The sequence below is a fragment of the Streptosporangium sp. NPDC049644 genome (assembly GCF_040675205.1).
GTDB lineage: Bacteria > Actinomycetota > Actinomycetes > Streptosporangiales > Streptosporangiaceae > Streptosporangium > Streptosporangium fukuiense.
In genome coordinates, this window is the sequence record NZ_JBFAOJ010000006.1 from 120,005 (window position 1) to 136,255 (window position 16,251).

Annotated in this window: 14 protein-coding genes; 9 read left to right on the top strand and 5 right to left on the bottom strand. The window is 70.9% G+C overall.

The window, feature by feature from the left end; genetic code table 11:
• Positions 1-2: 2 nt before the first annotated feature.
• The 4 genes from AB0J58_RS05250 to AB0J58_RS05265 are packed head-to-tail and all read right to left on the bottom strand — an operon-like array spanning position 3 to position 3,655.
• Positions 3-1,130 carry a branched-chain amino acid ABC transporter permease gene (locus AB0J58_RS05250; protein ID WP_364210511.1) on the bottom strand — a complete coding sequence of 376 codons (1,128 nt, stop codon included), beginning with the start codon at positions 1,128-1,130 and terminating at the stop codon, positions 3-5.
• On the bottom strand, positions 1,123-2,013 hold the full coding sequence (locus AB0J58_RS05255) for a branched-chain amino acid ABC transporter permease (protein WP_343963762.1): 891 nt from the start codon (positions 2,011-2,013) through the stop codon (positions 1,123-1,125). Before AB0J58_RS05255 ends, AB0J58_RS05250 begins: the two co-directional genes overlap by 8 nt.
• Positions 2,010-2,834: an ABC transporter ATP-binding protein gene (locus AB0J58_RS05260; protein ID WP_343963764.1), complete on the bottom strand. Its 825-nt coding sequence runs from the start codon at positions 2,832-2,834 to the stop codon at positions 2,010-2,012. The genes AB0J58_RS05255 and AB0J58_RS05260 overlap by 4 nt, the downstream gene beginning before the upstream one ends.
• A complete protein-coding gene (locus AB0J58_RS05265) occupies positions 2,831-3,655 on the bottom strand; it encodes an ABC transporter ATP-binding protein (RefSeq protein WP_364210514.1) in 825 nt (274 codons plus the stop codon). Before AB0J58_RS05265 ends, AB0J58_RS05260 begins: the two co-directional genes overlap by 4 nt.
• A gap of 184 nt (positions 3,656-3,839) precedes the next feature.
• Between AB0J58_RS05265 and AB0J58_RS05270 the strand changes: the two genes are divergently transcribed.
• On the top strand, positions 3,840-5,039 hold the full coding sequence (locus AB0J58_RS05270) for a helix-turn-helix domain-containing protein (protein WP_364149710.1): 1,200 nt from the start codon (positions 3,840-3,842) through the stop codon (positions 5,037-5,039).
• A 94-nt stretch (positions 5,040-5,133) separates the two neighbouring features.
• Positions 5,134-5,562 carry a CBS domain-containing protein gene (locus AB0J58_RS05275; RefSeq protein ID WP_364210517.1) on the top strand — a complete coding sequence of 143 codons (429 nt, stop codon included), beginning with the start codon at positions 5,134-5,136 and terminating at the stop codon, positions 5,560-5,562.
• A gap of 82 nt (positions 5,563-5,644) precedes the next feature.
• Here the strand turns inward: AB0J58_RS05275 and AB0J58_RS05280 are convergent, their stop codons facing one another.
• On the bottom strand, positions 5,645-8,989 hold the full coding sequence (locus AB0J58_RS05280; protein ID WP_364210519.1) for a S8 family serine peptidase: 3,345 nt from the start codon (positions 8,987-8,989) through the stop codon (positions 5,645-5,647).
• Between the two features lie 367 nt (positions 8,990-9,356).
• Here AB0J58_RS05280 and AB0J58_RS05285 point away from each other — a divergent pair, with 367 nt between their 5' ends.
• The 7 genes from AB0J58_RS05285 to AB0J58_RS05315 all read left to right on the top strand — a co-directional run bounded on the left by AB0J58_RS05285 (position 9,357) and on the right by AB0J58_RS05315 (position 16,250).
• Entirely contained in the window at positions 9,357-9,611 is a 255-nt protein-coding gene (locus AB0J58_RS05285) for a Smr/MutS family protein (RefSeq protein ID WP_030919034.1), read from the top strand.
• Positions 9,612-10,169: 558 nt separating this feature from the next.
• Positions 10,170-11,498 (top strand): hypothetical protein, encoded by a 1,329-nt coding sequence (locus tag AB0J58_RS05290; RefSeq protein ID WP_364210522.1) that lies wholly within the window; start codon positions 10,170-10,172, stop codon positions 11,496-11,498.
• A gap of 261 nt (positions 11,499-11,759) precedes the next feature.
• Positions 11,760-12,122 carry a hypothetical protein gene (locus AB0J58_RS05295; protein WP_343963775.1) on the top strand — a complete coding sequence of 121 codons (363 nt, stop codon included), beginning with the start codon at positions 11,760-11,762 and terminating at the stop codon, positions 12,120-12,122.
• A gap of 214 nt (positions 12,123-12,336) precedes the next feature.
• Entirely contained in the window at positions 12,337-13,110 is a 774-nt protein-coding gene (locus tag AB0J58_RS05300) for a cyclase family protein (protein ID WP_343963778.1), read from the top strand.
• Entirely contained in the window at positions 13,107-14,750 is a 1,644-nt protein-coding gene (locus AB0J58_RS05305) for a thiamine pyrophosphate-binding protein (protein ID WP_364210525.1), read from the top strand. The genes AB0J58_RS05300 and AB0J58_RS05305 overlap by 4 nt, the downstream gene beginning before the upstream one ends.
• A gap of 58 nt (positions 14,751-14,808) precedes the next feature.
• Positions 14,809-15,561, top strand: coding sequence for a lysophospholipid acyltransferase family protein (locus tag AB0J58_RS05310; RefSeq protein ID WP_364210528.1), 753 nt, complete (start codon positions 14,809-14,811; stop codon positions 15,559-15,561).
• 137 nt (positions 15,562-15,698) lie between these two features.
• Positions 15,699-16,250, top strand: a complete 552-nt coding sequence (locus AB0J58_RS05315) for a hypothetical protein (protein ID WP_364210531.1) — start codon at positions 15,699-15,701, stop codon at positions 16,248-16,250.
• Position 16,251 lies beyond the last annotated feature (1 nt).

Consider the following 16,251-nt stretch of genomic DNA (forward strand, 5'->3'; position numbering starts at 1 on the left):
TGTCAGTTCCTTGTGTCGGGGGAGGGGGTGGGAGAGGGGGAGAGCGGGGTCTTCCTCGTCGCGGGGGCCGGGGTGAGCCGCCGGGCCACGGCGAGGCGCAGGCGCCTGGCGAGGCCGAGCAGCCCGCCGGGCAGGAAGAGGACGATGACGACGACGGCGGCGCCGTACAGGATGCGGGACGCCTCGGCGGGTGAGACCCCGCCCGATCCGGGCTCGGCCACCAGCGGCAGGGCGTCGCTGTAGCGGCTGAGCAGCTGGGGGAGCAGGGAGATGAAGAACGCGCCGATCACCGCGCCCGCGACGGAGCCGAGGCCGCCGATGATGATCATCGCCAGGTAGTCGAGGGAGAGCAGCAGGCCGAAGTAGTCGGGCACGGTGCGCTGGAAGACCAGCGCGACCAGGACCCCGGCCAGCCCTCCGTACATCGACGACAGCACGAACACCCCGGCGCGGTAGCGGGCCACCGGCACGCCCATCACCCCGGCCGCGATCTCGTGGTCGCGGATGGTGTTCATGGCCCGTCCCGGCCGGCCGCGCAGCACCCCGCGGGCGAACAGCGCCGCGCAGGTCAGCGCGGCCAGCCCGAGGAACCACAGGCGCTCCAGCGACCCGAACGGCACCTGGGCGATCACCAGTTCGGGGGAGTCGGCGAACACGAATCCGAACAGCTCCATCGGCGGCACCGCCCGCCCGTTGTAGCCGCCCGTCACAGGTTCGGCGTTGAACAGCACGTGCTGGCCGACGAAGATCAGCGCGAGGGTGGCGATGCCGAGGTACGCGCCCTTCAGGCGTCCCGCGATGGGGCTGAACACCCCGCCCGCGACGCCCGCGGCGAGCACCGCGAGCAGTGCCGCGACCGGCGTGGGCAGGCCGAGGCCGCCGAGGGCGTGCGCGCCGCCCTCCGGTTCGGCGGCGAAGTAGACGTAGGCGTACGCGCCGACCGCGAGGAAGAACGCGTGGCCCATGGAGAGCTGGCCGGTGGCACCGGTCAGCAGGTTGAGACCGATCGCCCCGATCGCCGCCGACATCGCGAAGAGTCCGGCCTGCAGCCAGAAGCCCTCCAGGTAGAACGGTACGGCGACCGCCGCCGCGACCAGCACGACACAGGAGAGGATGACCTTCTTAGACACGTGCCAGCTCCCTCGTCCCGAACAGCCCCGCGGGGCGGATGAGCAGGACCACGATCATCACCAGGAACGGCGCGACGTCGCCGATACCCCGGCCGAGGAAGACCAGGTCGTTCTGGTAGCCGCTCATCATCGCCTCGGTGACACCGATGATCAGCCCGCCGGCCAGTGCCCCGGTGGTGGAGTCGAGGCCGCCGAGGATCGCCGCGGGGAACGCCTTCATCGCCGCGAAGGTGGTGCTGCGATCCAGCCCCGGTGTGGGGAAGACGCACAGGAAGAGCGCGGCGACGGCGGCGAGCGCCCCCGCGACCGCCCAGGCCCCCATTGAGATCCGCCCGCGCCGCACGCCCATCAGCGCGGCGGTCTCGGTGTCCTCCGCGGTGGCGCGCATGGCGATGCCCCAGTTCGTGTACTTGAACGCCAGCAGGAACGCGGAGATCAGGACCGCGGCGACGGCCAGCGCGACGAGCCGGGTCTCGGCGATGCTGACGCCTCCCAGGTGCAGCACCCGGTCGCGCCACGGGTCGCCCAGGGCGAGCACGTCGGTGCCGATCTGCCTGGTGAGCTCGGTGGTCAGCACGATGTCGACACCGATCGTCACGATCGCGAGGACACTGTGCGAGATGACGTTCGCCCTGCGGATGATCAGGAATTCGATCAGGGCGCCCACGACCGCCGCACCGGCGATGCCCAGCAGCAGCGCGGTCCAGAAGCCGATCAGCGGGTGCAGCCTCGCGACCACGAATCCGCCGACCAGCAGCAGCGAGGCGTGGGCGAAGTTCACCACCTCGGTCGCCTTGAAGATGATCACGAAGCCCAGGGCGATCAGCGCGTACACCGCTCCGACGGAGATGCCGTTCACCAGGAGTTCGAGAAAGGTGATCATGAGGTGACCTCCTCGGTCCCGCTCGCGGTCGTGCTCTCGGCCGCCGCGCCCAGGTAGGCGCGGATGACCTCGGGGTCGTTCTGCACCTCGCCGGGCGGGCCGTCCGCGATGCGCCTGCCGAAGTCCAGGACCGTCACCGCGTCGGCGAGCCGCATGACCATCCCCATGTCGTGCTCGACCAGCAGGATCGAGATGCCGAGGCTTTCCCGTACCGCGACGATCAGTTCGGCCATGTCGCGGCGCTCGCCCCCGTTCATACCGGCGACCGGCTCGTCCAGCAGCAGCAGCAGCGGCTCCATGCACAGTGCCCGGGCCAGTTCCACGCGCTTCTGCACGCCGTACGACAGGAGTCCGACGGGTGTGGCCAGGTGCTCGGAGAGCCCGACGAACGCGGCGATCTCGGTCACCCGCTCGCCGTGCGCGGCTGCCTCGCGCCGGGCCGACGGCAGTCGCAGCCCGGCGGAGAGGAACCCGGCGCGGGTCAGCCGGTGGCGGCCGAGCATCAGGTTGTCCCGGACCGACAGCATCGGCGACAGCGCGATGTTCTGGAAGGTGCGCGCCACGCCCAGGGCGGCGATGCGGTGCGGGGCCAGGGCGGTCAGCTCCGCGTCGCCGAACCGCACGCTGCCCGAGGTGGCCCGGTAGACGCCCGACAGGACGTTGAAGCAGGTCGACTTGCCCGCCCCGTTGGGCCCGATCACAGCGTGCACGCTGCCGGGCTCGACGGTGAAGCCGACCGCGTCCAGCGCGGTGAGCCCGGCGAAGCGCACCGTCACCTCGCGCACGTCGAGCCGGGGAACGGCGGTGTTCGTGTCGCTCACCCGGACCACCTGGCCAGCACGGGACGGGCGCCGGCCGCGGCCGCGGGCGCGTCCTCGGGTGCGTCCTCGATGCCCAGGTAGCGGCGGCGCACCTCGTCGCTCGCGGCGAGTTCGGCGGCCGGTCCCGACAGGACCACCTCGCCGACCTCCAGCACGTAGGCGTGCGAGGCCAGGGACAGGGCCATGGCGGCGTTCTGCTCCACCAGGAGCACCGTGGTCCCCCCGGCGTTGATCTCGCGAACGGTGTCGGCGATCCGGGAGGCCATCATCGGCGCCAGGCCGAGGGTGGGTTCGTCGAGCAGGAGCATCCTCGGCCTGGCCATCAGCGCGCGGCCGATGGCGAGCATCTGCTGCTCGCCCCCGGACAGCAGTCCCGCGCGCTGCCCGGCGCGCTCGGCGAGCACGGGGAAGAGCGTGAGCACCCGCTCCCTCGCCTCGGCCGCCGCCCGCCGGCCGGACGCGCCGAGGGCGCCGGCCCGCAGGTTCTCCTCCACGGTCATCCGCGCGAAGACCCGGCGGCCCTCGGGTACCTGAACGACGCCGCCGGCCACGACGGCGGAGGTGGTGGCGCCGGAGAGCCGCGTCCCGCCGAAGGCGACCTCGCCCGCGGTGATCCCGCCCCGGTGGAACCTGAGGGTGCCCGATATGGCGCGCAGCAGGGTGGACTTCCCCGCGCCGTTGCCGCCGAGCACCGCGACGACCGAACCGCGAGGGACGTCCAGCGAGACACCCCGCAGGGCCAGGACCGGGCCGTAACCCACCGCCAGATCCCTGACGACCAGCCCGGAGTCCCCGGGCGGGCGAGGGTCGTGCACGTCCATGTGTTCCTCCTGTACAGCCGATGAACGCACCCAACCGAGGCGGTTCACCGGCGTCCAGAGGGCCGGGTGAAGTCGGGGCGGGCGCCCATGGCGGACGGGGCACGGTTGTGCGCCAGTACAACGCCGGATCACGAAACAGAACAGAACCTTGTTCCACTGCGGGACTTGCTGACACGATTCCCAGATGGGGACCCGGCCGGTTACGGACGACGAAGTACGCAGGATCATGCGCCTGGCGGCCCGCCGGCTGCTGCTGAGACTTCCCGAGCTCACCGACGAGCTCGTCGCGAAGATCCGGGACACCGACGAGGCGTACCGCAGGATGGTGCCCACCGACGACCACTGGCAGAGCGTCTACGAGGCGATGCGGGACGGCATCGGCGCCATCCTGCTGCCCCGCCCCGAGCGGCGTGACCTGCCGCAGGCGGAGAAGACCGCCCGGCGCAGGGCGGAGCAGGGTCTGCCCATGGACTCCCTGCTGCGCAGCTACCGGCTCTCCGCGCAGGTGATGTGGGACGGCCTCATCGACGTGGTCACCGAGGAGGAGTCCGACAGCCTGCCGGTCCTGATCCGCAGTGCCACGAAGGTGTGGCACGCCATCGACAGGCAGGCGATCGCCGCCGCCGAGGCCTACCGAAGACGGGAGGCCGAGATGTTCGGCCGCACAGCCGAGCGGGTCCAGGCCCTGCTCGACGCGCTCCTGGAGGACCGGGCGGACGCCGCCCTGGTCCGCAGTGCCGCCGCCGCGCTGGACCTGCCCGAACTGGGCCGGTACGCCGTCGTCATCACCAGGTTGCCGGGCCGCCACGACCACGGGGACGACGCGCCGCGGCCGACCGCCCTGGGTGCGATGCGGTTGCTGTGGCGGATGCGCCCCGACTACGAGGTGTCGGTGGTGCTGCTGCACGACGCGGACATGGAACACCTGGCCGAGGAACTGCGCCCGCACGTCACCGGCTGCGCCGGGATCAGCCCGATCGTCGAGGGACTGGCCGAACTGGGCCGCGCCAGGCGGCTCGCCGAGCTCGCGCTGCGGACGTGCGTGGGCGACGGCCCGGAGATCGCCAGGTTGGAGGACAGGCTGCCCGCCGCCCTGGTGGTCAGCCAGCCCGAGCTCGCGGGTCACCTCAGCGGAGCTGTGCTGCGGCCCATCCTCGCCCTCGACCAGGCGGACAGGGACGTGCTCCTCGGCACCCTGCAGGCGTGGCTGCGCTGCGAGGGCTCGGCCATGCGCGCCGCGGGGCAGCTGTACTGCCACCGCAACACGGTCTTCAACCGCATCCGCCGCATCGAGCAGCTCACCGGCCGTTCCCTGGCGCGCCCGCTCGACATCGTCGAGCTCACCCTGGCCCTCGACGCGGTCCGGCTGCTGCCCGTTACATGACGGTCACACGTTTTGCCGACTTGGTGGCTTAGCGTGAGAGCCGATTGGGCAGAGGAAAGGGATACCCGCGCCAGGCTGAACCGAGGTGGTGTCAATGCTGATCGGTACGATTCTGCAAGGCAAGGGAACAGAGGTGGCGACCGTACGCCCCGATGCGACGGTCACGGAACTCCTGGCCATCCTGGCCGAGAGGAACATCGGCGCCGTGGTGGTGTCCGAGGACGGCTCCTCCATCGAGGGCATCGTCTCCGAGCGCGACGTGGTGCGACGGCTGTACGACCGGGGCGCGCGCGTGCTGGAGGACACGGTGTCGTCCATCATGACGACCGAGGTCCGCACCTGCCCCCCGGACACCGACGTCGACGACCTTCGCCAGACCATGACCACGCACCGCATCCGGCACGTGCCGGTCGTCGACGCCGGCCGGCTGGCCGGGATCGTGAGCATCGGCGACGTGGTCAAGAGCTCCATCGAGGCGCTGGAGACGGAGAAGGCGTACCTGGTCGACTACCTCCACCGCTGAGTGCCCGTTCCCCGAAGTTCCCCCGAAGACCCGATGGGCCCGGCGCGTCGCGCCGGGCTCATCGGTCCGATATCCCCTCCCGCTACTGGACGACTATCTTGTCCACCTCGATGGTCACGCCCTTGACCTGCGGTGTCGACGTTCCCGTCGTCACCTTCCCGGTCCCGGCGCTGACACCCTTGATCTTCATCGTGTAGGTCAGGCTGCCACCCGGAGCGCCGGGCGTGCTGGTCACCCGGAGGTCCTCGGTCGGCGGGCCGGTGATCTGGCCGCCCGCGGTGCCGTCACCGTTCTCGGCCCCCACGGTCAGGCCGTAGCCCGCCGGGGGAGCGCCGGGCAGGTTGCCCGGGTCGTAGGTGTAGGTGATGTCCTCGGTCCCGTTCAGCCCGATCCACTGCTGGAACACCTTGGTGTCGGTCGTGCCGTAGAGGTTGACCCGCCACTCGATGACGAGCCAGTCGCTGACGCCGTCGGTCAGCGTCCCGGCGTAGACGCCCGGCGCGCCGGTGCCGTCCAGGTCGGTCCAGTAGGGGGCGAGCACGTTGTTCGGGGTCGAGGGGTCGGGCAGGGTCTGCGGTTCGAACGAGATGTCCGTCGACCCCGAGCTCCCTCCGGCGACGGTGTAGCCGTTGGAGACGATGCCGATCCTGGTGTAGGTCCTGCCCGCGTACTGGAACGCGGGGACGGTGAAGTTGATCGCCTGCTCGTCGCCGATCGGTACCGGTGCGATGCCGAAGGCGTCGAGCGGCAGGTACGGGGCCGGCCCGGTGCCCGGGGCGATGCCCGGCCGGTCCGGCTGCCTGGCCGCGAGGGTGGTCTTCGCCGTCGCGATCTGGGAACCGACCTTGGTGGCGCCGGTCACCGAGTTCAGGCGCAGCTTGGCGTCCAGCGTGCTGACCGCGGTGACCTCGGCGTCCTGGAGCGTGTCGTTCCGCACGCTGACGGTGCAGGTGGACTCGCCGGTGTTACGCGGGATGGTGGCCGGGGCGCAGGTCTGCTCCACCGGGACGGCGCCCTGCTTGCGGACGAACGCGACCGGCAGGTGCAGGTTGCGTGAGCCGCCCACCTGCTTGAGGTTCACCTGGCCGAAGTACTGCCCCTCGGGCAGGTCGGGCGCGGTGATCACCACGCTGAACTTGGCGGTCTTGCCCGCCTTCACGGTGAACAGTGGCGGTAGCACCGAGATGTTGGCACCGGCCACGGTCGTGCCGGTGGCGGCGAAGGTGAGCGTCTTGTCCGTGACGTTGGTGACCGTCCGCTTGGCGGTGATGAGACCCGGCATGATCGGGGCGTTCACCGACGGCAGGTTCAGGTCGATGCGGTTCAGCGGGTCGTCGGCCGCGGCCAGGAAGTTCGCGCCCGTCTCGTCCAGGGTCAGGCCGGGGTCGCCGGCCTTGGTCAGGTCGATGCGCCCGCCGCCGGTGTCGAACGGGTCGGCCGGGGTGACGCCGTCCTGCTTGGTGACCGAGGTCTTGGCGGTCGTCTCCAGCGCGGACTTCACCTGGCCGGGAGTCCAGTCCGGGTGCAGCGCGAACACCAGGGCCGCGGAGCCCGCGACGTGCGGCGACGACATCGAGGTGCCCGCGATGACCTGGTACAGGTTGTTCGGCGGGCCACCGGCCGGACCCTCCAGCACCGGCGTCTGCCCGGCCACGATGTGCAGGCCGGGGGCGGTGACGTCAGGCTTGAGGAAGTCGCCGCCGGGGCCGCGCGAGGAGAACGTGGTGATCCTGTCGCTCTGCCAGGTGGCCTTGGTGCCCTGGGTGAACGAGGCGGTCGCGCCGGGGTTGGCCGACAGGAACGTCAGCAGCGCGTCCGTATCGGGCTTGTCGATGTGGACCGTGGGGAGCCAGTGGTTGTCGGTCATCACGTCGAGCGGGCTGGAGTTGTACAGGATCATGCCGGCCGCGCCGCCCTGTTTGACGTTGAAGCTCTTCAGGACCCGGTTGGGACCGCGCTCACAGAGGACGACCTTCCCGGAGAACAGGCCCGGGGGCGCGGGCGTGGTGCACAGCGCGTTGGAGTACGGCGGTGCCGAGGCCCGTACCAGCGGCAGCGCGGAGGGCACGCCCCCCGTGATGGAGGCGCCCGTCAGCGTGGCCGTCGCGCCGCCGGAACCGGACAGCGTGATCGTCGACTGGAAGGTCCTGGGCTGGGTGGAGGCCGCCACCGTGGTCACCCATGGGGCGACGTGGTTGACCGTCGCCGCGCCGGGACCCGCGTTGCCCGCCGAGGCCGAGACGAGCACGCCGGCCGCGTAGGCGTCGAGGAAGGCCAGCTCCACCGGGTCGCTGTAGGGGGAGGTGCCGCCCGAGATCGAGAAGTTGATCACGCGGACGCCGTCGAGGATGGCCCGGCCGACCGCCTGGGCGGAGTCGGAGGGGAAGCAGCCCTCGACGCCGCAGACCTTGTAGATCGACACGTGCGCCGCCGGGGCGATGCCGTGGATCGGGCCGCGGCTGATGCCGAGCGGGTTGGCGTCGGCGACCGGACCGCCCGCCGAGGTGGTCGCGGTGTGGGTGCCGTGACCGTTGGAGTCGCGGGCGCTGGTCGGGAAGTACTCGCCGGGGTAGACCGCGTTGTAGGTGTCGAGGAACGGGGCGCCGCCGATGAGCTTCCGGTTGCAGACGAACGGGTCGGCCGCCGGGGTCAGCGGGTTGTCGCCGAAGTTGCAGACGCGCGGGGTGCCGTCCTTGGTCGCCGGTACGGCGGGCAGCGTACCCGGATCGGCGAACTGGGGGTGCTCGGGCCAGACACCGGAGTCGAGGATGCCGACGACGACGCCCTTACCGGAGGAGGAGCTGCCGCCCAGCTTGTTGTAGATCGCGGGTGCCCCGATGAACTCGGGGCTGGAGTCGGTCAGCAGCTGCTCGGGCTTGTCCTCCTGGACGGCGGCCACGCCGGGCAGCTTCAGCACCGCGGCCGCCTTGTTGGCGGGGATGCGCAGCGCGATGCCGCCGTAGACGGTCCGCAGCTTCTGGCCCGCGACGGCGCCCGGCACGCTTCTGGCCAGTTCGGCGAGGAAGGTGTTCTCGACGTCCTCGATGTGCTTCTGGTATTTCTTCGCGTCGCCGCTCTTTATGTCGAGAGCTTTTCCGGTCTTGGCCGGGCTCGTCGCGGGAAGCCCTTCGAGGCCGCCCTGATAGGCGGCGAAGGAGTCGTAGTCGAGCTTGACCATCACGTTGACCGTGGCGCCCGAGGTCGACTTCAGCAGCCCCTCGTCACTGCGGGCGAGCTTGCCGGTGGGGGACTTCGCGCCCTGGACCGGCTCACCCCCGGTCAGGGGGGTCGCCGTCCACTTGGCGGGCGGCGCGGGGGTGGGGGTGGGATCCGCACTCGCGGGCGGCGCCATCGCCGCGACGAGCCCGAGGCCGGCGGCGAGCACAGCCGCGCGTCTGATCCTCGGTAAGTAGGGCTTTCTGGTCAACGAGACCTCCCTGTCGGCACGCATGAACGGCTCACGCGGCAGGGAGGGAGGCTGTCCGTGCGCCCGGGGCGGGGCATGCCGGGGAAGGCCGTGACCCTCCCCGTCGGGTGACACGCGATCGGCCACCGGTAAAGGCGGCCGATCATGACTGGCAGCCTAACTAGAAGCCATTTATTTGCCTAGATCGTGAAATTGACACAATCATCATTGGAATTGGTCAATTTTCATTGCAGACTGCGCCGGGTGTTCTGGTTATCGCGGAGCCGTGGCCCGGCCGCTCCCCGGGCCCGGGGCGCTCGTGGCCGGCGGAAGAGGGCGGCGGTCCACCGTGCGTAGACTGACCCCAGGTGACATGCGGGAGGCCCGGTTGAAGCTCAAGCTTGATCTACACCCCATCTACAACCGGGGCGGGGAGATCGACAAGGCACTGCGGGGCATCATCGACGAGGCCATCAGGAAGAAGGCCACCGAGGTCGAGATCATCCCCGGCAAGGGCTCGGGCCAGCTCAAGAAGAAGGTCCTGCGCTTCCTGGAGCAGAAGGAGATCAAGGCCCTCTACCACCGCATCGACAAGGACGCCAAGAACCACGGCCGCCTCTTCGTCTACTTCCGCTACAAGTAGCAGGGGTAGCTCTCCGACCTGCGGACACCTCCGCTAAGTCCCCGCTGACCTGGGGTTTCCAGCCCTGCTGGATCTCATCGGATCGCAGGGGATCTCGGCGTGATGTGCCCTGCCCCGCAAGGTGACGTGAGTCGCCCGCGAAACACCATTGGGCGGCTGACACTCTGCGGGGCAACCTGCGTCGACGCGAACGCCCCGCCGGTCTTCGGACCGGCGGGGGCTCCTCCGCGTTTCCAGCTTTCGGCGAGTCGAACTTGTCGACTCCGCTTGCTCGCGGTGAACCCGCTCTTCAACGCCTTGACCGGATCCACGGAGGTCGTTCGGGCAGGGGCGCGGCCACGAGTGTGTCTCGCGAGGTGTTGCCCCGCGACCGATACGGAGCAGGTAGAGGCGGCTTTCTTGAAACGCCGGGCCGCCTGTGGGCCGTCCAGGGCAGGGCCTCCGGTTTCGGAACTTTATGCTCACTTTATTCGTCATGTCCGGGAAAAGGGACTCATTTCGCGGGCAGGAGGGGTGACGATCGACACGAGGCCGGCGCTTACCGGGGGAGGGTGCGAGTTGTCGATCGACCGCGGGTCTCTGGTCGTCGACGTTTCCGGCCGATACCGTGTGCGGCTGCCGCTCGGCGGCAGGGAACGCGCGACGCGGCTCGTCCTGTACGGCCGCCCCTCCGGAGACAGGATCGTCTACGGTCTCGCGGTCCTGGACGAGAGCGGGAGGGTCATGCTCGACTCCCCGGGGTTCAGGTCCCGCCACCAGGTGCAGACGTTCGCCGCCGCTGCCGGGCTGGCCTCCGAGTACCGGCGGTACGCCACGGAGCAGGAGGCGCGCGCCGCGTTCGGAAACCGGGCGCGGCAGTGGTACACCACGGCGCACGAAGGGCTTCCCGCCGGCCTCGGCGCAGAGGCGCCGACCGAGCTTCGGCCGTACGGCGGGGCGCTGGACGGCGCGCCCGCTCCGGCGACCGTCCTCACCTGGGACGACCGGACGCTGGTCGCGACGGATTCGATCTCCGGGCGTTCGATGCGGCTCGCGCCCGCCGCCCTGTACCACTACCGGTACGAGCGTGCCGTCTTCGTCTCGGGCAAGAACTCGGGCAGGAAGGAGCCGCGTCTCCTCACCGGTCTCGCCGTGCTCGACGCCGACGGGCTGGTGCTCGCCGACCTGCCCGGCGAGTGGACGCCACCGGACGTGGCCATCTTCGCGATGGGGAGGGGGGTGCCCGTGCGCGACGCCCTGATCGCACCGCCCAGGGCGGTGCGTGCCACCCTGGGCAGGCGGGCTCCCGGCTGGGCGCGTCTCACCGGGCAGGCGCTCTCCAGGGCGTCCAGGGCGAGGACGGTCGCCACGGTCTGTGCCGGGGTGGCGGGCTTGTTCGTGATGGCCTACATCGTCTCGGCGAGCGGCTGGTTCGCGTGGCGGGGGCTGTCCGCGTTGGGAAGGGCGCTGCTGGACATCCTGGACGCCAAGTGGCTGGCGGTCTTCTTCGCCCCCCTGCTCGTCGTCCTGAACCCCGCGCGCCAGGCGTGGCACGGCCGGCGGATCCGGCGCGGCAGCGCGCTCGGGCCCCCCGGCGGACCGTACCTCTCCGTCTGGCGCAAGAGTACGCTGCGCGTCTGGCTCGGCCCGCGGATGGTTCCCGACGACATCCCGATCGGACTGGACGCGGGATGCGCGGCCGGCCTGATGACCTACCGCCACGGGAACCTGGCCGGACTCTTCGTGACGGGCGGTGGCGGGCGGATCCTCCGTCACCTGCCCGGCCCCTGGGCGCCGGAGGACGCGCACCGCTTCGCCGCGCGGCACGGCCTCGGGTTCGAGGCCCGGACGCTGAGCCGCGAGGAGTATCTCGGCCTCACCGCCGACGCCTACGACGCCGTCCCCTGACGTGTTTTCGGAGAATGGCTCCGTCTTGGTGTTTTTGGACTGCTAAAAGCCCATATTTGATGGATCGACGGCGAGCGGGTGGGTGCGGCACCATTATGTGACGCATGACAGCAATGCCCTCTCCGGCGATCGGTGGAGCCTTCGGCAGGGCGCGGATCGCGGCGGGGGTGCCCGAGCGGCGGCCCGATTCCGGCTTGAACGATGTTCCGACGAGTCCAGCGCTGTCATCCGGGTACCCTCACCTTCTTCGAAAGGCCCCTCATGAGCGATATCAAGGCACTTCTCGCCCAGCGTGCCGAACTGGACCGTCTGATCGAGGAACTCCAGTCCGGCGATCTGAAGGAACGCGAGAACACCCTCGGTGACATCCTCGCGGCCGTCGCCAAGTGGGCGACCGGTCAAGGCCACGAGGCACTCAGGAGGGACCTCAAGAACTGGGAGTACGTCACCTTCGCCGGCATCGAGGTCGGCGTCGGTCACGACGGCGGCGAGCGCTGGGGCCTGCCGCCCAACTCGGTCACCGTGATGGACTCCGTCAGCGGGACCGACGTGGAGTTCGGGACCACACCCCCGCCGATCCAGGCGGTCATCGGCCTCCTGGAGGGCCTGCTGGCCACGCGCTAGCGCCGGTGCGGGAACCTCGGTCCCTCACGCGGATCCCGGTCGCGCGGCTTGCCGGGACCCTCACGGAGTCCCGGCAAGCCGCGCGACCGGCCCTGGTCTCCCCGGAGGGGGGTCCCGCGGTGGGCCGCGGCGAGGTCACGCGCCGGGGGAGGTGGCGGCGGGCGGTGGCGCTGTAGGAAGATCTGCCCAGATCTCATCCCGTGTTGGAGGCGTCATGTCGGTGTTGCGGAACCTGGTGGAGAGCATCCGGAACGGCGGGATCGAGGTGGTCGACCTGACGGCACCGCTGTCATCGGAGACGCCGATCCTGCGACTGCCCGAGCCGTTCGGCAACACCGTCCCGTTCGCGCTCAAGGAGATCAGCCGCTACGACGACCGCGGCCCCGCCTGGTACTGGAACGACATCGTGACGGGAGAGCACACCGGCACCCATTTCGACGCCCCCGTGCACTGGGTCACCGGGAAGGACGGCGAGGACGTCTCGCAGGTTCCGGTCGACCGGCTGATCGCCCCGGCCGTGGTCCTCGACTTCGCCGCGGAGGCGGCCGGGGACGCGGACTTCCTGCTGGAGATCGCGCACGTCAAGGCGTGGGAGGAGGCCAACGGGCCGTTGCCCGAAGGCGGATGGCTGCTCTACCGCACGGGCTGGGACGCCCGCTCCCAGGACCAGGAGCGCTTCCTGAACGCGAACGAGACGGGCCCGCACACGCCAGGGGTCTCGGTCGAGTGCGCCCGCTGGCTGGCCGAGGAGACCTCGATCGCCGGACTGGGCGTGGAGACCGTGGGCACGGACGCCGGCGCCGCGCACGGCTTCGACCCGGCCTTCCCGTGTCACTCCTTCCTGCTGGGCGCGGGAAAGTACGGGCTGACCCAGCTGCGCAACCTCGACCGGCTCCCGGTGACCGGCGCGGTGGTCGTCACGTCGCCGCTGCCTATCGTGGGCGGCTCCGGCAGCCCGCTGCGGGTGCTGGCACTGGTCGAGAGATGAACGTCGCGGAGGCGGTGGGCCGGACCTTGGCCCGGCTCGGCGTGGAGGTCGCCTTCGGGGTGGTGGGCAGCGGCAACTTCCACGTGACCAACGCCCTGGTCGCGCACGGCGCGCGTTACGTCGCCGCGCGCCACGAGGGCGGCGCGGCGACCATGGCCGACGCCTACGCGCGTCTCAGCGGCAGGGTCGCCGTGCTCAGCGTCCACCAGGGGCCGGGGCTCACCAACGCGATGACCGGCATCGCCGAGGCCGCCAAGAGCCGTACCCCGCTCATCGTGCTGGCGGGAGAGGCGACGGAGCCCCGCTCCAACTTCTTCGTCGACCAGGCCGCGCTGGCGGAGGCGGTGGGCGCCGTCCCGCTGCGGATCTCCTCGGCGGAGACCGCCGCCGACGACACCGCCGAGGCGTTCCGCGTCGCGGGTGAAGGCCGCCGCACGGTCCTGCTCAACCTCCCGCTGGAGGTCCAGGGGCGACACGTTCCGGATGTGCCGGGGGCCTCGGGTACGGGGGTCCCGGACGGGAACGCTCCGATGGCCGTACCGGAGGCCGGGGAGGTCGCCCGGCTGGCGGAGGTCCTCGCGGCGGCACGTCGTCCCGTCTTCGTGGCCGGGCGTGGTGCCCGCGAGGCGCGGCGCGAACTTGAGGAGCTCGCCGAGCGGGCCGGAGCGCTGCTGGCCACCTCCGCCGTGGCCAGGGGACTCTTCCGGGGCAGCCGGTGGGATCTGGACGTCAGCGGTGGTTTCGCCTCGCCGCTCACCGCCGAGCTCATCCGGGACGCCGACGTGCTGGTGGGCTGGGGGTGCGCGCTCAACATGTGGACGATGCGCCACGGCACGCTGATCGGCCGCGACACCACGGTCGTCCAGGTCGACCTGGAGGCCGCCGCGCTCGGCGCCCACCGCCCGGTCCATCTCGGCGTGACGGGTGACGTCGCCCGCGTCGCGCGGGAGGCCACCCGGCTGCTCGGCGACGACACGAGAACCGGTTACCGTTCGGCGGCGCTGGCCACCCGGATCGCCGGGGAGAACCGCTGGCGGGACGTGCCCTACACCGACGAGAGCGGTGACGGCCGCATCGACCCCAGGACGCTGACGATCGAACTGGACGACCTGCTCCCCGCGGAACGCGTCCTCTCCATCGACTCCGGAAATTTCATGGGATATCCGTCGATGTTCCTCGACGTTCCCGACGAGCGGGGCTTCTGCTTCACGCAGGCGTTCCAGTCGGTCGGTCTCGGCCTGGCCACCGCGATCGGTGCCGCCCTGGCCCAGCCGGACCGGCTCCCGGTGGCCGCGCTGGGCGACGGCGGCGCGCTGATGGGCGTCGCCGAACTGGAGACCGTCGTGCGCCTCGGTCTTCCGATGGTGATCGTCGTGTACGACGACGACGGCTACGGCGCCGAGGTGCACCACTTCGGGCCGGACGGCCACCCCCTGGACACGGTGACCTTCCCGCCCGTGGACATCGCCGCCATCGCCCGCGGCTTCGGCTGCGAGGCCGTCACGGTGGGGGACAGGTCCGATCTCGCCGGGGTGGCCCGCTGGCTGGACGGAGCCAGGGAGCGGCCCCTGCTGATCCACGCCCACGTCAGCCGCGCGCGGGGTTCGTGGTGGCTGGAGGAGGCGTTCCGGGGACACTGAGCCGCCTCCCTCTCCTCGCGGGTGTGGGAGGGGGGAGCGGCTGAGGTACGGTTCAGCCATGGCTGAGATCGTGTACCCCCCGGTCATCGGGGCGGCGTTGACCCTGTTCCGCGCGCTGGACCTCAAGATTCGCATCGAGGGGGCCGAGCGCATCCCGCGGACCGGTGGAGCCGTGCTGGTCAGCAACCACATCAGCTATCTCGACTTCATCTTCGCCGGTCTGGCCGCGCGCCCCTCGAAGCGCCTGGTGCGCTTCATGGCGAAGAAGGAGGTCTTCGACCACAGGATCTCCGGCCCGCTGATGCGCGGCATGCACCACATCCCGGTCGACCGCGCGGCGGGTGCCGCCGCGTTCGGCGCGGCGCTGAAGGCGCTCAGGGACGGGGAGGTCGTCGGCGTGTTCGCCGAGGCCACGATCAGCCGATCCTTCACGATCAAGGAGATCAAGAACGGCGCGGTCCGGATGGCCGTCGGCGCCAAGGTGCCGATGATTCCGGTCTCGCTGTGGGGCACCCAGCGGCTGTGGACCAAGGGCCACCCCAAGAAGCTGTTGCAGCGGCACGTGCCGATCACGATCCAGGTCGGTGAGCCCATGCACCCCCAGCGCGGCGACGACTACGACGCCGTCACCGCCGACCTGCGCGGGCGGATGAGCGAGATGCTCGACCAGGCGCAGCGGAACTATCCGGAGATCCCGAAGGGCGTCTGGTGGCAGCCCCGCCACCTCGGGGGCACCGCTCCCACTCCCGAGGAGGCGGAGAAGCTCGACGCCGAGGAGGCGGAGGAGAGGGCGTCCCGGCGCGAGTCGTGAGAGCCGGTACGCGCGCGTACCGGATGCCGCGCGCCACGCCAATGCCATCGCCTATCACGACAAAGTGCGCGAACCATGAGCATCCTCTACAAGTCATGAGCAGGTAGTTCGCAAGTGGCATGCCCCAGCCTGTTCGCATGAGCAACGCATTCGACGACGTGGTGAACGCCTTCCAGCCGGTGCCGACCCCCGGTCCCGGCCGCACACCGGGGCGGGTCGGCATGGCGATCCTGCTCCTCCTCTGGGTGGGGCTGGGAGTGTCGCCCTTCGTGTTCGCGGTCTCCGGCCTCAAGCTCGCGACCGGCTCCATCGGCACTCCCGGCACCCTCACGGTCGTCTCGTGCGAGGAGTTGGGCAGGGGCCGCTACGACTGCAAGGGCAGCTTCGCGCCCGACGGCGGCGGCGCCGCGATCCCGGTCGACGCCTCGCCCGACTCCACGGCCGGTGACGTCAGGCGGGCACAGCTCACCCCCGAGGGCGACCGTGCCGTAGCGACCGGCACCTCGGGCATCCTGGCCGCGCTGACCATGCCGTTCCTCGGTGTCGGGGTGTTCGCCTTCCTGCCGTACGTGCTCCTCTACGTCTTCAAGGTGCGGCGGGGCAGGCGTGCCGCGGTCGTCTTCGGCTCCGTGTTCACCGCGGTCTCGCTCGCCGGTGTCGTCGTCGGCATGGTCGCCGCCTACGCCTGAC

What these genes read in the sequence shown, in the direction of transcription:
- AB0J58_RS05295 (WP_343963775.1), top strand. Translation starts at nt 11,760, where the DNA reads ATGAGCGATATCAAGGCACTTCTCGCCCAGCGTGCCGAACTGGACCGT.
- AB0J58_RS05265 (WP_364210514.1), bottom strand. Translation starts at nt 3,655, where the DNA reads ATGGACGTGCACGACCCTCGCCCGCCCGGGGACTCCGGGCTGGTCGTC.
- AB0J58_RS05275 (WP_364210517.1), top strand. Translation starts at nt 5,134, where the DNA reads ATGCTGATCGGTACGATTCTGCAAGGCAAGGGAACAGAGGTGGCGACC.
- AB0J58_RS05270 (WP_364149710.1), top strand. Translation starts at nt 3,840, where the DNA reads ATGGGGACCCGGCCGGTTACGGACGACGAAGTACGCAGGATCATGCGC.
- AB0J58_RS05315 (WP_364210531.1), top strand. Translation starts at nt 15,699, where the DNA reads ATGAGCAACGCATTCGACGACGTGGTGAACGCCTTCCAGCCGGTGCCG.
- AB0J58_RS05300 (WP_343963778.1), top strand. Translation starts at nt 12,337, where the DNA reads ATGTCGGTGTTGCGGAACCTGGTGGAGAGCATCCGGAACGGCGGGATC.
- AB0J58_RS05255 (WP_343963762.1), bottom strand. Translation starts at nt 2,013, where the DNA reads ATGATCACCTTTCTCGAACTCCTGGTGAACGGCATCTCCGTCGGAGCG.
- AB0J58_RS05310 (WP_364210528.1), top strand. Translation starts at nt 14,809, where the DNA reads ATGGCTGAGATCGTGTACCCCCCGGTCATCGGGGCGGCGTTGACCCTG.
- AB0J58_RS05305 (WP_364210525.1), top strand. Translation starts at nt 13,107, where the DNA reads ATGAACGTCGCGGAGGCGGTGGGCCGGACCTTGGCCCGGCTCGGCGTG.